Genomic DNA, 13,674 nt, shown 5'->3' on the forward strand with positions numbered 1-13,674 from the left:
TCGCAGCGGCGTGTAGCGTACGAAACTTCACGGTCGGGCGGAAGGCATCCGTTACACCAGGCCGAAGAAGTTCTTGGCGTTGGTGGACAACACCTTCCGCTTGGTCTCCTCGTCGAGACCCTCGGTCGCCTTGTTGGCGACGTCCATGCTGTTGGGCCAGTTCGTGTCGTTGTGCGGGTAGTCGGTTTCGAACATCAGCTGGTCCGGTCCGACGAGATCGAGAATGCGAAAAGCGACCGGGTCGCCGAACGTGGAGAACCACACACGTCCGGGCACCTGGGTGCTCGGCGGCTCGGTCAGCAGCGGGTGGATCCCGCCCCAGGCCCGCCGGTCCTCCCAGACCTCGTCGACGCGCTGCAGGTAATAGGGGATCCACCCGGCTTGCGCCTCGGCGAAGGCGAGCTTGAGTTTGGGGAACTGCCGCAACTTGCCCGAGAACAGCCAGTCGACCAGGGCGATGGTGCAGTTGACCGCCATCAACGCACTGGTGACGACGTGCGGGGAGTCGGGTGAGGACTTCGTCAGCGACGAACTCGACCCGATGTGCAGCATGATGCCGACGTTGTTGCTCTCGCACGCGGCGAAGAACGGGTCCCAGTAACCGCTGTGGATGGACGGCAGGTCCAGTCGCGCAGGCAGTTCCGAGAAGCACACCGCGGGCATTCCCTTGGCCGCAACCCGCTCCACCTCCTTGACGGCGAGCTCGACATCCCACAACGGGATGATGCCCAGCGGAATGAGCCTGCCGTTCGAGCTGCCGCCCCATTCGTCGATCTGGAAGTCGTTGTAGGCCTGGACGCACAGCAATGCGAGCTCTTTGTCCTTGGCGTGGAGGAATCGCTGACCGCAGAAGCGGACCAGCGTGTTGGGGAAGCAGGCGGAGGCCTCGATGCCGGCGACGTCCATGTCCGCGAGCCGGTCGGCCGGTCGATAGCAACCGGGCCGCATCTCGTCGTAGGTGATCGGGTCGGTGGACAGTTCGTCGAGTTCGTAACCGGCAGCAGCGCTGATCAGCGGAATCGGGATGATCGAATCCTCGTAGTGCCAGATGTCGGCGTCGCGGCCGTCCTCATCCTCGATGAACGCGACATCGGAGGTCACCGACGGGTCCATGCGCCCGCGGTGCCGGACGATCCGCGGTCCGACGTCCCGGTAGCGCTCGGGCAACCGGCTGGTCCACAGATCGGCCGGTTCCACCAGATGGTCGTCCGGTGAGACGATCAGAATGTCTGCGCTCAACGCTGCACTCCTTCGGGGACGGCTTGCGACAACACCCATTCCCGTTTGGCGAGAATGTCCGTTTCCAAGAGTAGCGCACCAGCGAATCGCAATTGGGCGAGGGGAACGCGTATTCTCAGGTGATCATGACTGCTAAGAAGCGGGGCGCCCGCGACTCGGAACCCGATCTGGAGCTCGTCGAGACCGACGTCGAGATGCCGGGCAGCTGGCAGGAGCGAACGATCGAGCGGCGACTGAGTCAGGCGCGTGCGCGTGCGCTCGCGCGCAGTTCGAGGTTCTTGGCCACCGCACTCGAACTGGTCGAGGAATCCGGTCGCGCCGACTTCACGATCCAGACCCTCATCGACCGTTCGAACCTCAGCTTGCGCGCGTTCTACCAGCACTTCGCCGGCAAGGAAGAACTGCTGCTGGCGCTGTACGAGAACGCCACCAGCCAGTTCATCGAAGCGATCCGCCACGAGGTGGCGGCCGCCGACGGTCCGATGGAACAGCTCGAGGCGTTCTGCCGGGGATTCCTGTCGCGCGCGGAGTCGTCGGAGGCCATCGGCGGCCGGGTGATGACGATCTACAACTTGAGTTTGGAGATCGAGCGCCCCGCGGATTTCGCCAAGATCTGGGAGCCCCATCAGAAACTGCTCACCAAGATCCTCACCGCGTGCTCGCGTGCGGGGCTGGTCCGCAAGGATCTGACGCCCGCCCAGCTCACCACGCTGCTGAACTCGACGCTCATCGCGCTCGCCCAGATCGGGGTGTTCCATCTGGGTGTCAAGGGCGCTGAACTCACCGAGGATCAGTTGTGGGCGTGGTGCCTGCAGGCGTTGACGCCGCCCGCGAACGCCCCGAAGAAGGCTGTGACCGCCAAGGCGGCGCCGCGCAGGCGGACAACGCGCAAGGCCAAGGACCTAACGGGGTAAACCGAGCCCCCGCTGGGCGATGATGGTGCGCTGCACCTCGCTGGTGCCGGCGTAGATCGTGGTCCCCAGCGAGAAGCGCATGAGGTGTTCGAAGCGGCCGCGCTGCGGTGCCGTCGGATCGAAGAAAGACCGCATCGCATCCGGCCCGACGAGTTCGGTGATGTCCTGGCTCGCGCGTACGAGCGCCTCGGTCGAGAACACCTTCGACATCGGCCCCTCGGCGACCGGTGTCTGACCGTTCTCTGTCATCCAGACGCAGCGACGCTGAAGCAGCATCGCCACTTCGAGTTCCATCGCCACCCGTGCGATCCGCCGCCGCACATCGGTTTTCGCGATCGCAGGTGAGTCGTCGGGCGCGCGTGTGGTGGTCGCCCACTGCTCGGCGTGGTGCAGCAGGCGTGCGATGTGCGGTCCCCATCCCGATGCGTGCTCGTCCTGCAGCGACAACCCCAGCACCTGCCAACCGGCGTCGACATCGCCAATGCGCCAGTCGTCGCCGATGCGCACGTCGCTGTAGAAGGTGATGTTCGTACGCTCGCCCGACAGGGTCCACACCGCTTGCGCCTCGAAGCCGTCAGAGCATGTCGGCACGAGAAACATCGTGAGCCCCTTGTGCTTCGGCTTCTCTGGACTGGTTCGGGCCAACAGGAAGACGTAGTCGGCGATGTGTCCGTTCGTGGTGAACATCTTGGAGCCGTTGATGACCCACTCGTCACCGTCACGCATCGCCCTCGTCGCGGCGGCGGCCACATCCGAGCCGCATTCGGGTTCGGTGAAGCCAAGCGCAATGGTGACGTCGCCGCTGAGAGCGCCGGGCAGGATGCGCTCCTTCATCGCGGGTGTGCCGATCTGTCGGATGATCGACGCGACCATGCGGGTGGTCTCGGACAGGTATACCGGCGCGTCCGTCCGCATCAGCTCCTCGTTGAGTGCCTGCTCCTCCCAGGCGTTGCGATCCTGCCCGCCCAATTCGGTCGGCCAGCCGGGGGCGAAGTAGCCCTTTTCGACGAGTCCTTTGGCGAAGTCGTCGTCGTGCGCGACACCGCTGCGGTAGATCCGTTCTTCGACGTCGGGGGTCAGCACGCCGTGCAGATGCTCTCGGACACCGTCGCGGAACGCTTCGGTCGCGGCGTCGGACTGAAAGTGCATGAGCAGTAACCAATCTGTCGCACAGCACGGGCGGACAACGTGGACGATAATGCTACTCTCAAAACTGAGAGTAGCCATATTCGCACGTGAGGGAACCTTCAGTGGAGTTGAGCCTGTCCGACGAGCAACGACAACTCGTCGACTCCTTCGCGGCGATGTATGCGCGCGAGTCGACGTCGCAACGGGTGCGGGCGGCCGAACCTCTGGGATTCGATCCGAAGCTGTGGGAGGCACTGGTCCAGACGGGCGTCGTCGAGATGGCGGTGGGCGAATCCGACGGCGGCTGGGGAGCTTCCGAGCTGGAGCTGGCCCTGATCGCCGAGCAGTACGGCCGGGCCCTCGCATCGGCACCGGTCATCGAGGCGCAGATCGCCGCCCGGCTGCTGGCCGCCTGCGACAGCGACGAGCTGTTGGGCTCGGCCTTGTCGGGTGACAAGCTCGTCAGCTTCGCGCCACGCGCCTGTGACAGCGATGTGTTGGCACTCGCGCCCGGCGGTGCGGTGGCCGATGCGGTGGTGGGGTTGGTCAGCGGGCGTCTCGTCACGTTGCCGACGGCAAACCGAACTCACGTGCAGAACCTCGGATCGTTACCGCTGGCGGACGTGACCGTCGCCGACGACGTCAGCGTTCTCGCCGACGGTGAGCACGCCCGCCGGTTGTTCTCGAACGCCGTCGACCTGTGGCTTGCCCTCACCGCCGCGGCTCTGGTGGGTGCCGCCGCGAAGGCCGTCGAGATCGGGGTCGACTACGCCAAGCAGCGGCACGCGTTCGGCACCCCGATCGGGGCGTTTCAGGCCGTGTCACACCCACTTGCAGACAGTGCCACCGCGACCGACGGTGCGCGCCTGCTGGCGTTCGAAGCCGCGTGCGCGTTCTCCGATGAAGCAGACCGTGCGACCGAGCTGGCCGCGATGGCTTTCGCCTTCGCCTACGAGACCGCGCGGGACGCGACGTATCGCAGCCTGCACATCCACGGCGGCTACGGCTTCGGCATGGAGGGCGACATCCAGCTCTACTACCGGCGGGTGCGCGGCTGGGCCATGGCGTTCGGCGAGCCCGCCGTCGCCCTGGACCGCGTCGCGGATGCCCGCTACGGAGCGGTCAGCGGCTGAACCGGTCCCCTTCCGCGAGTGTGGGGTTAATGCACGCTCAAACTGCCGAATGTGTGACGGTAACCCACGTTCGGCCCGGCTGGACCTCGTCAGGCTTCGGCGCGCACCTGGTCTTTGACCGACAACACGATCGGGGGAGCGGTGCGCCAGTTCGGGACGCCCTGCTCCTCGCCCGCGGTGGCACGCTTGTCATCGCGGACCCCGACCCAGTGTGAGTGGTTCAGCTGGTGCAATGTGAAACACGACTGCAGCGCGTTGTAGAAACCCATGTTGTCGACGGACTGATTGACCGACTCCTTGATGAGCAGCGCCGCCATCGTCGGCACCGTGGCGATGCGCCGCGCCATTTCCAGTGTGCGGTCGGCCAATTCGTCGCGCTTGAAGATCTTGCTCACCATCCCGAGGCGATAGGCCTCCTCGATGTCGATGGCGTCGCCGGTCAGCATCAGCTCCTTGGTGCGTCGCGGGCCGAACTCCCACGGGTGGCCGAAGTACTCCATACCGCACATTCCCAGCCGGGTGCCCACCACGTCGGCGAAGCGCACCTCTTCGCTGCCGACGATCAGATCGCAGGCCCAGATCAGCATCAGCCCGGCCGAGAACACGTCGCCGTGCACCTGGGCGATCGTGATCTTGCGCAGGTTGCGCCAGCGCAGGTTGTTCTGGAAGAAGTAGTGCCATTCCTGCAGCATGATCTTCTCGGCGCCCTCCCGCGTGCCGCCGTTGATGGCCGCCGTCGGATGCTGTCCGGGTCCCGGCATGAACTCCGCGCGGGCCTGCTTGGAGCCGATGTCATGACCGGAGGAGAACATCGGTCCCTCACCGGCGAGGATGACCACGCGGACGTTGTCATCGGCTTCGGCGCGGGTGAACGCCTCATCGAGTTCGACCAGCATCCCGCGGTTCTGGGCGTTGCGCTGCTCGGGACGGTTCAGCGAGATCCGCACGATCTGGCCGTCGTCGAAGGTCTCCCATTTCAGGAACTGGTACTCGCTCATCGTGTCCTCCGGTTCTTCGATTGCGACAATGGTGATATCAATATTTGAGAAGGTATGTTCTCACGGCTGGCGGGGCGGGTAGGAAAGGGTGTGCATGTCGGACTGCCAAGGTAACCCGCGGGTGATCCTCTGGGGGCCGGGTCAGGTCGGTGTCGGCGCGTTGCGCGCACTGATCGCGCACCCCGGCCTGGACCTGGCGGGCGTGGTCGTACACGCCGAGGCCAAAGACGGCATGGACGCGGGTGCGCTGTGCGGCATGCCCGAAACCGGCGTCATCGCCACCCGTGACATCGACTCCGCGCTGTCGTCAGACGCCGATGTGGTCGCCTATTTCGCCTCGGGCGATTACCGCTACCGGGAGGCTGCCGAGGACATCGCCCGCTGTCTGCGCGCGGGCAAGAACGTGGTGTGCACCTCCCTGGTTCCGATGTGTTACCCGCCTGCCGCCGACAAGGAGACCGCCGACCTCATCGCGTCGGCGTGTGAAGAAGGTGGCACAAGCTTCTTCAACAGCGGCGTGGACCCCGGATGGGCCAACGACGTCATCGCGTTGACTATGACCGGATTCAGCAGTCGAGTCGACACCATCACCATGCTCGAGTTACTCGACTACGGCCCGATCAACCAGCCCGAAATCATGTTCGACTTCATGGGTTTCGGGCATCCACCCGACCATCCGGCGCCGCTGTTCGACACCGAGCGCCTTGCGGCACTATGGGCGCCGACAGTCCATCTCGTCGCCGACGGCGTGGGCCTTCCTCTCGACCGCGTCTTCACCACGATCGACAAGTGGTTGGCCACAGAACGCTACGAGGTCGCCTCGGGCTGGATCGAGCCGGGCACCATGGGCGGGATGCGGTTCAAGCTGGCAGGCATGGTGGACGACGAAGAGCGCGTCGTGCTCGAGCACATCACCCGCATGGGCGAGCGGTCGGCTCCGGACTGGCCACGCCATCCCTCGCCGCACGGGGGTTACCGCGTCATCGTCGACGGTCTGCCCACCTACACCGTCGACATCGAGATGCACGGGCGCGGAAACAACATGCGGGGCTTGACGTATGCGACCGTGATGCGTGAGTTGAACGCCATCCCGGCTGTGATGGCCGCGCCGCCCGGGATGCTGTCGACACTGGACCTGCCGGTGATCACCGGACCTGTGCGCGGTGGCACGTGGCGGGGCGTCCTACCCGGCACGGCGTTGTGAACCCGGCCGTGTCCGCTGATATCTGGACGGTGATGGAAACGGCCTCCGCGGTGCGGCGGTATCGCGAAGACCCTGTCGACGACGACACACTGGAGAGATGTCTACGGGCGGCCAGCTGGGCGCCGTCGGGCGCCAACCAACAGCCGTGGCGGTTCGTGGTGCTGCGCTCCGAGCAGGTGCGTGCGGTGGTCACCGCGGCCGCTCATCGGAGCTGGGAGGAGCTGCAGCGGTTCTACGGAGTCTCGGCACCTGGCGACGGCGAGGACGATTCGAGGTCGCGAGTGCTGAGGTCGATGGCCGAACACATGCGGACCGGCGGCGCCGCACCGGGTCTCGTTCTGTTCTGTGTCCGCCCGCAGGCCGGGGCCTCTGAGTTGCAGCAGGGTGGTTCGATCTTTCCGGCGGTGCAGAACTTCCTGTTGGCGGCTCGCGCACAGGGGCTGGGGGCGGCGATCACGTTGTGGCACAGCAGTTGTGAAGACCAACTGCGCTCGCTGGTCGGCATTCCGGACGACTGGATGATGGCGGCGCTGGTGACCGTCGGTTGGCCCGCGGGCCGACACCACAGCGTTCGCCGCAAGCCGTTGTCGGAGGTGGCGGTGGTCGACAACTGGGATCAACCCTGGCCATCGCGCGACCCGCGGTGATCTGGTGACACGTCGCGGTCCACGTCGAATCGCACGCTGACCTTCTGAAAACCTTTCGCCCGTTCGGCTTTCGCCCTACGGGTGTAGGTGCGCCGGTCGGCGGGGGTGAGGTCGACGTCGTCGGTGAACGGTGTCATCAGCGAGCGGGGGTAGAGCTGGTCGACCCGGACGACGTTGACTTCGGCGCACATCACCAACGTCACCGAAACCAGAAACAGGAACGCCAGCAGGCCCAGAACCAACGCGAACACACTATTGGTCGCGCTGGTCGACCTGACGACATGGGAGACGTAGTTCGCACCGAACCACTGCAGCAGCTGCCATATCACCGCCGCCGCGAGGGCGCCGGGCAACACGTCGCGGTACGACACCGATCGGGCTGTGGTGACTCGGAACGCCACCAGGCAGATGAGCGCGTTGATGGCGACGGTGGCGACGGTGACGCCCACCTTGCCGAACCAGCCCAGGCCGGCTGTCGCGTGGCCGACCGCCGAGAGCACCGTCGCGGTGACCGCGGCCGAACCGAGCACGAACAACAGCAGCAGGCTGCGCAGCCGCGACCGGATCGGGTCCGGGCGGTTGTTGCGGGGCACCGCCCATACCGAGTCCATCGCGTTCTGCAGCGCCTGCCCGACGCCGAGGCCGCCGTAGAGCGCACCGGCGATCCCGACCACGACGGCCGTGGCGCCACCGCTGAGTTGCTCCGGCCGTTCGAGTTGGCTACCGATGACGGGGAACTGACCGAGCGTGGACTGCAGAATCTGCTGCTGTATTTCGGGGCGGCCGACGAGTATCACCCCGAGCGCGGTGGTCAGCAGCAACAGCAGTGGGAACAGGGAGACGAACGCGTAATAGGTGATCAGCGCGGCCAGATAGCCGCCCTGGTCGTCGATGTACTTGTAGATCACCGCGATGACGAACCCGACGCGGCGGTTGCGTCGCTGCAGCCGGTCCAGCCAGCCCACCATGTTGGGACCCCCTCGGCATGGATGGCTGGTCGATACCCGTTTCGTGAGTGCGTCAATCCGGCGTATCGGCACCGGTCGCCGAGCGGCGGCCTCCGCGGTGACGCGCGATGCCCGCCGGCCGATGACTGAGCCGTCGCGGCGGCGTCCTCGACCGCCATCGGCGCGGTGATGAAACCCGGAGCGGCCCGGCCAACCGCGCCGGCTGCCTGCTCAGGTTCTTGTCGTCATTGGAAGGCCACCAGCGTCAGCCCGACGCTGGTGGCAAGGAATGAACTGACCGTCACCACGCGGTAGATCGCATTCGCCTTGAGTCCTTCGTTGAAGGCCAACGGAATGAACAACGTTGGGTTCATCAGGGTGCCGTAGATGACCACGGCTGCGATCCAGGCGGGCAACTGCGGTACCGCCAAACCGACCGCGATCAATATGATGCCCATGATCACGTAGTCGAGGTGTGCCTGCAGGATTCTGCGGGCGTGATTCACACCGGCGCGCCGAAGCAGCTGTGGCGCAATGAAATTGCCGGCTACCACCCATCCCAGCATCGCACCGAAGGCCAGTTCGAGCAGCCCGACCCGCACGATCGTGCTCATGCGCCCATCACATGACGCCGGTACCAGCGGCGGCCGTGCCACCGTTGGTAGTGCCAGGCCGCGGTCGCGACTGGACCGCGCGGGTGCAACCAGAATTGTCGCGGAGGGTCCAATGCGGGTGTACGGCGGCCGATCTCGATGTCGGCGAGAACAACTCCCTGTCCCTGCTCTGGCCGGCGTTCCGCCAGAACTTCTCCGCGGGCGTCGGTGATGAGTGTCGACCCCTCGAAGCGGCCGCGGTACCGCATCGGCAGCCACGGCATCGCGCACGCCAACTCGCCGGCATGCGCAGCGTGCAGGACCGGTGCCCCGACGTACTTCGCGAACGACGCCGCGGCCCGACGGGCCGTGGCCGCGTTGCTGCGTTCCCAGCGGTCGGATACGGCCCGGGGCGGCCAGGCAGGGACGGACCACCACCCGGACCCGGTCATCACCACATCGACGCGCGAGCGTAGACGTTCGACCGTGCCGGTGCGCATCAGCTCCCAGCACACCGCCGCACCGATGTCATATCCGTCCCGGTGGAACACGCCGTCGTCGGTTCCGCCGACGTAGAAGGCGTTCTCCCACATCGTGGGCAGGTCCTTGTCGTGCCGGCCAACGAGGCCGTCGGCGTCTACCGCGATGTAGGCGTTGCGCACGTGACCGTCGGGGTCTCGGCACAGAAACGAGCCGCCGACCAGCGCGCCGTGGCGGCGCGCGAGCTCGCTGAGCAGCGCGGTGGCTTCGCCGTCCACAGGCAGCGCGGCATCCTTGAGTGAGTCGTCGAAGCCGATTCCGGTGGTGAAGAACTCGGGTAGCGCGATGATCTGTGCGCCCGCACGGCCCGCCTGGTCGGCCAGGCGTTCGCAGGCGGTCAGGTTCGTGCTCACGTCACCGAGGGTCGCCTCCAGCTGGACCGCCGCTACCAAAGTCACAATTGAACGCTACTACAAAATTGAACGGCACTTCAAGACTACGGCCGCAGCCCGCGTTCGACGATGTCGCGCCCCAGGTTGAGCACCGTCTGCAGTTCGGAATCGTCGAGTCGCAGCCGGTCGGGTCGGAGACGAAGGGACAGCACGCCGTTCCACGCGCCCCACAGGAACATCGAGGTGCGATGCGGATCGGCACAGCGCAGCTGTCCGGCGGCATCGGCGCGGCGCAGGGTGTCGGCGATGTCGCCCACCAACCGCTCGACCTTGTCGGCGATGCGGCGCTCTATCTCGCTGGCCATGTCCCCGGGAGGAACGTCGAGTGTTCGCAGCGCGATCATCCGGAAGTATCCCGGATTACTCATGTGGAATCCGCAGTAGGCGTCGCTTGCGGCGCGTAACTCCTCGATCGGTGAGCGTCCGTTGCCGTAGGCCCCGGCCATTGCTTGCTCATTCACCTCCAGCGCGCGTTCGACCAACGCGAGATACAGCCGCTCCTTGTTCTTGAAGTGGTGATAGATCGAGCCGACCGCGAGGTCGGCCGCTTCGGCTATCGCATCCATCGTGACGGCGTGAAACCCGCGTTCGGTGAACAGCCGCTCGGCCGTGTCGAGAATGTTCGAGGTCGTCAACGCGGTACGGCGATCGGGGCGTCGAGCCTTGGGCGGCGGGGTCATCGTTTGAGACTACGAACAACTGCCGCGATGCGTCAGCGCCAACCTGGCGTCAGCCGCGCTCTGCGCGTCGCGCCCGCGCCCGGCGCTTTCCCTCGTGCATCGCGGCCACCCGCGCCACGGGGATGGTGCGGCCCTGCTCGATGAGGTCGGGCGGCAACCTCTGCGGTGCCGGCATCGCCTGCGCCCACGGATCGCTCCCGCCCAGGGCGTCGATCGCGTTGTGCACGGTGAAATCCGCCGGCGTGACGCGGTCCAGGTCCGACCAGGCGACCGGGAACGACACCGGTGTGCCAGGGCGCAGCCGGGGACTGTATACGGCGACGACGGTCGCGCCACCGGAGCGGGTGGAGTCGATGAAGACCTTGCCTTCGCGGTCCTCGACGATGAAAGCCGTTGTGGCGCGGGATGGGTCGAGCGCCTCGGCTCGGGCGGCCAGCGCGCGGGTGGCAGCCGCGACGTCGTCGACCGGTGCGCTGTCGTCGACCGGCACGAACACATGCACTCCCTTTGCGCCGCTCGTCTTCACCGCTCCGGCCAGGCCGCAATCCGAAAGTGCCTGTTGCACAAGCTGAGCCGCGGCGACGACGGCGGCGAAGTCGCTCTCCGGTGGCGGGTCGAGGTCGAGCACCAGATGAGTTGGGCGGTAGATGTCATCGGCCAGACCCAGCGTGGGGTGATATTCGACGGCGCGCTGGTTGGCCAGCCATAGCAAGGTGCGCCGATCGTTGCACAGTGCATAGCGCACCTCGCGGTGCGAGGACTCGGCCCACATCGAGACGGTCCTCACCCACTCCGGGGTGTACTTCGGCACGTTCTTCTGCATAAACGGCGCCCGCCCGCGCAGCACCCGCAACACCGTCAGGGGACGCCCGGCGAGGCCGGGCAGAATCCGGTCGCACACCGCGTCGAGGTAGTCGATCAGATCGCGCTTGGTGGCATCGGCGTCCGGAGTCAACGGCTGGTCGAGGTTCGTCAACTCCACCCCGGCGCGCTGCTCGTCGGCGCTCATCACCTCACCATAGGCGCGAGGGTCGCACTCAGATGCTGAGCCTGCGGTAGCGCTGGAGACGTCGCACCCCCGCGGCCGGCACCGCGCCGTCGTACGGTGCCAGCGCCGCGGCGATGCGGACCCGGACGTCGTCGACGTCGAGGTGTGTCCCGATCGCCACGATGGCGTTGGCCGTCCCGTCGACTCGGGCCGTCGACGGTGCGTTCGCGATGTGGACAGACGGGCCGACCACATTGACCACATAGCGGCGGGTGCGCTCCCGGTATCGGACGGCGACCGTGCCCTTGAGCCGGTACACACCCGGGGGTGGCGTTTCGAGCAGGTCGATCAGCGCTGCGGGATCGACGCAACCAGCGCTGGTCACGGTGACCGAATCGGCGTGCACGTGCGGATGGTCCTGCGCGTCTTCGGTGTCGACGAGCAGTTCCCGCAACGAGAGTTGCTCACCGACGTCGGCGGACGCGGACACGTCGTACAGCAGAGCCGGATCAACACGTCCGGCCGTGGCGCCCACGACGTGCGCGTCGGGATTCCGTTCGCGCACACGCCTTTCGATTCGGCCAAGCGTCTCTGCGCGGGCGTCCTCGGGTATCTGGTCGAGTTTGTTGACCACCACCAGCGTCGCCGCGCCGTACCGGGCAGGCGGGGTGGCGTGATCGTCGACGGTGTCGAAATGCGCGGCGGCGTCGATGACGTCGACGATGCCGCCGGGTCGCACCCGCTCCACCCCGCTGAATCGGATGATCCGCGAGACCGCTATCGGGTCGGCCAAGCCGCTGGCCTCGATGATGATGGCGTCCAGACCCAGCTTCGGGTCGGCCAGCTTGGCCAGCGCGTCGTCGAGTCCACCCTCGTCGGGAAGGCAGCAGATGCACCCCCCGGCGATCGACGCCGGTTCGTCGACCTGCCCGGTGACCAGTCCCGCGTCGACGTTGAGTTCACCGAAGTCGTTGATGATGACGCCGACGCGCGCACCCGGCTGGCGCAGCACGTGGTTGAGCAGCGTGGTCTTGCCCGCGCCGAGGTAGCCGGTCAGGGCGATGGCCGGAATCGTCGTCGTGCTCACGCGACACATGATCGCAGCGTTTCGATCGGGCTCGAACGGCTATCCCGCCGGGCGATGGCTGTTCCGGGATCTCAGGGCTCACCCAAAGCGGCGCCGACCGCGGGGCGCGCCCCCGTGCAACGCGCGGCGGTGGCCGTCGGTGCGGTGTTCCTGCTTGTCGGAGTGCTGGGCTTCATCCCCGGCGTGACCACGAACTACGACGCACTGACGTTCGCCGGTCACCACTCGGGCGCCCAGCTTCTCGGCGTGTTCAACGTTTCGGTGCTGCACAACATCGTTCACCTGGCCTTCGGCGTCCTCGGCATCGCGTTGTCGGGAACGTTCACCGCGGCACGCGGATATCTGATCGGCGGTGGCCTGGTCTACGCGGCGTTAGGGCTGTACGGCCTGGTGATCGACCACGATTCGCCGGCCAATTTCATGCCGGTCAACACCGCCGACAACTGGCTGCACCTGGGGCTTGCCGCAGGCATGTTCGCCCTGGGTGTGCTGCTGGGCCGCACCGGGGACGCACCTGATCTTCGGCGGGACTAGCCATTTGCTGTGCGTCCGCCCACAGGGGGTTTCGGCCCCCCGCGGACGTGGAACCTTGAGGCTTGAGAGGAGGCCCGAATGACGGACCACGACAAGGCCGGCCAGGCACGAGAAGGCCTGATGGACTCGGTGAAGGGCAAGGCCAAAGAGATGTTTGGCGCGATCACCGGAAACGACTCGCTGACCGCCGAAGGCCAACTGCAGCAGGCCGAGGCCGAGCGGCGGAAAGAAGCCAACACGATCGACGCGGTCGCCGACGCCGAGGCGCGGGAGGCCCGCAACGACGTGGTGGAGGCCAAGCGCGAAGGCGCCAAGGAGCGCACCGCGGCCAATGCCGAAGCGGCCGCCGAAAAGGGTGCGGTGGAGAACCAGAAGGCCGCTCAAAAGCGCGCCGCCGAAGCGGCCGCCCATCAGCAGCTCGAGCGGGAGCGCACCCAGGCCGAAATCGACGCCGAGCGCAAGGCCCGCGAGGCCAAAGCCGAGCAGCGGGCGGAGGTGCACGACGCCGACACCCAGCTCGCCGACGCACTCGAAGAACACCGCGGAGCCGTCGAGGAGTCGGCGAGCGCGAAAGCTGAAGCCGCCCGTATTCGGCGGCAGGCCGAAAACCTCAACGACGACGCCTGAGCAGGGCATAGAAGGAGCTTGAC

Annotated in this window: 15 protein-coding genes; 6 read left to right on the top strand and 9 right to left on the bottom strand. The window is 66.5% G+C overall.

Features of this window, described 5'->3' with window-relative positions; all coding sequences use genetic code 11:
- Positions 1–51 precede the first annotated feature (51 nt).
- The gene (locus tag AU072_RS11885; RefSeq protein WP_064413954.1) at positions 52–1,239 is read right to left on the bottom strand and encodes an amidohydrolase family protein; all 1,188 of its coding nucleotides are present in this window, start codon (positions 1,237–1,239) and stop codon (positions 52–54) included.
- Between the two features lie 125 nt (positions 1,240–1,364).
- On the opposite strand from AU072_RS11885, the gene AU072_RS11890 reads away from it, so the two are divergent.
- Positions 1,365–2,153 (top strand): TetR/AcrR family transcriptional regulator, encoded by a 789-nt coding sequence (locus tag AU072_RS11890; protein WP_064414052.1) that lies wholly within the window; start codon positions 1,365–1,367, stop codon positions 2,151–2,153.
- Here AU072_RS11890 and AU072_RS11895 read toward each other — a convergent pair.
- The gene (locus tag AU072_RS11895) at positions 2,142–3,302 is read right to left on the bottom strand and encodes an acyl-CoA dehydrogenase family protein (RefSeq protein ID WP_064413955.1); all 1,161 of its coding nucleotides are present in this window, start codon (positions 3,300–3,302) and stop codon (positions 2,142–2,144) included. The genes AU072_RS11890 and AU072_RS11895 overlap by 12 nt on opposite strands.
- A gap of 101 nt (positions 3,303–3,403) precedes the next feature.
- Between AU072_RS11895 and AU072_RS11900 the strand changes: the two genes are divergently transcribed.
- On the top strand, positions 3,404–4,414 hold the full coding sequence (locus AU072_RS11900; protein WP_064413956.1) for an acyl-CoA dehydrogenase family protein: 1,011 nt from the start codon (positions 3,404–3,406) through the stop codon (positions 4,412–4,414).
- Positions 4,415–4,503: 89 nt separating this feature from the next.
- Here the strand turns inward: AU072_RS11900 and AU072_RS11905 are convergent, their stop codons facing one another.
- Complete coding sequence (locus AU072_RS11905; protein ID WP_064346916.1) at positions 4,504–5,412, bottom strand: enoyl-CoA hydratase; 909 nt, start codon at positions 5,410–5,412, stop codon at positions 4,504–4,506.
- A gap of 121 nt (positions 5,413–5,533) precedes the next feature.
- Here AU072_RS11905 and AU072_RS11910 point away from each other — a divergent pair, with 121 nt between their 5' ends.
- Together AU072_RS11910 and AU072_RS11915 are read left to right on the top strand one after the other, a co-directional pair.
- Positions 5,534–6,616: an NAD(P)H-dependent amine dehydrogenase family protein gene (locus AU072_RS11910; RefSeq protein WP_064413957.1), complete on the top strand. Its 1,083-nt coding sequence runs from the start codon at positions 5,534–5,536 to the stop codon at positions 6,614–6,616.
- Positions 6,617–6,648: 32 nt separating this feature from the next.
- Positions 6,649–7,263 carry a nitroreductase family protein gene (locus AU072_RS11915; RefSeq protein ID WP_064414053.1) on the top strand — a complete coding sequence of 205 codons (615 nt, stop codon included), beginning with the start codon at positions 6,649–6,651 and terminating at the stop codon, positions 7,261–7,263.
- On the opposite strand, the gene AU072_RS11920 is transcribed toward AU072_RS11915, so the two are convergent.
- From AU072_RS11920 to AU072_RS11945, 6 genes are all read right to left on the bottom strand, one after another.
- Positions 7,233–8,231, bottom strand: coding sequence for a YihY/virulence factor BrkB family protein (locus tag AU072_RS11920; RefSeq protein ID WP_064413958.1), 999 nt, complete (start codon positions 8,229–8,231; stop codon positions 7,233–7,235). The genes AU072_RS11915 and AU072_RS11920 overlap by 31 nt on opposite strands.
- A 224-nt stretch (positions 8,232–8,455) precedes the next feature.
- On the bottom strand, positions 8,456–8,824 hold the full coding sequence (locus AU072_RS11925) for a hypothetical protein (protein WP_064413959.1): 369 nt from the start codon (positions 8,822–8,824) through the stop codon (positions 8,456–8,458).
- Positions 8,821–9,741 carry a carbon-nitrogen hydrolase family protein gene (locus AU072_RS11930; RefSeq protein WP_064413960.1) on the bottom strand — a complete coding sequence of 307 codons (921 nt, stop codon included), beginning with the start codon at positions 9,739–9,741 and terminating at the stop codon, positions 8,821–8,823. The genes AU072_RS11925 and AU072_RS11930 overlap by 4 nt, the downstream gene beginning before the upstream one ends.
- A gap of 38 nt (positions 9,742–9,779) precedes the next feature.
- Positions 9,780–10,415: a TetR/AcrR family transcriptional regulator gene (locus AU072_RS11935; protein ID WP_064413961.1), complete on the bottom strand. Its 636-nt coding sequence runs from the start codon at positions 10,413–10,415 to the stop codon at positions 9,780–9,782.
- A 49-nt stretch (positions 10,416–10,464) separates the two neighbouring features.
- Positions 10,465–11,424, bottom strand: a complete 960-nt coding sequence (ligD, locus tag AU072_RS11940) for a non-homologous end-joining DNA ligase (protein ID WP_064413962.1) — start codon at positions 11,422–11,424, stop codon at positions 10,465–10,467.
- 28 nt (positions 11,425–11,452) lie between these two features.
- Positions 11,453–12,499: a CobW family GTP-binding protein gene (locus tag AU072_RS11945; protein ID WP_064413963.1), complete on the bottom strand. Its 1,047-nt coding sequence runs from the start codon at positions 12,497–12,499 to the stop codon at positions 11,453–11,455.
- A gap of 45 nt (positions 12,500–12,544) precedes the next feature.
- Here AU072_RS11945 and AU072_RS11950 point away from each other — a divergent pair, with 45 nt between their 5' ends.
- Positions 12,545–13,024, top strand: coding sequence for a DUF4383 domain-containing protein (locus tag AU072_RS11950; protein ID WP_064413964.1), 480 nt, complete (start codon positions 12,545–12,547; stop codon positions 13,022–13,024).
- A 78-nt stretch (positions 13,025–13,102) separates the two neighbouring features.
- Positions 13,103–13,651, top strand: a complete 549-nt coding sequence (locus AU072_RS11955) for a CsbD family protein (protein WP_064413965.1) — start codon at positions 13,103–13,105, stop codon at positions 13,649–13,651.
- The last annotated feature ends 23 nt before the right edge of the window (positions 13,652–13,674 follow it).

Source organism: Mycolicibacterium novocastrense (assembly GCF_001499835.1).
Lineage (GTDB): Bacteria > Actinomycetota > Actinomycetes > Mycobacteriales > Mycobacteriaceae > Mycobacterium > Mycobacterium novocastrense.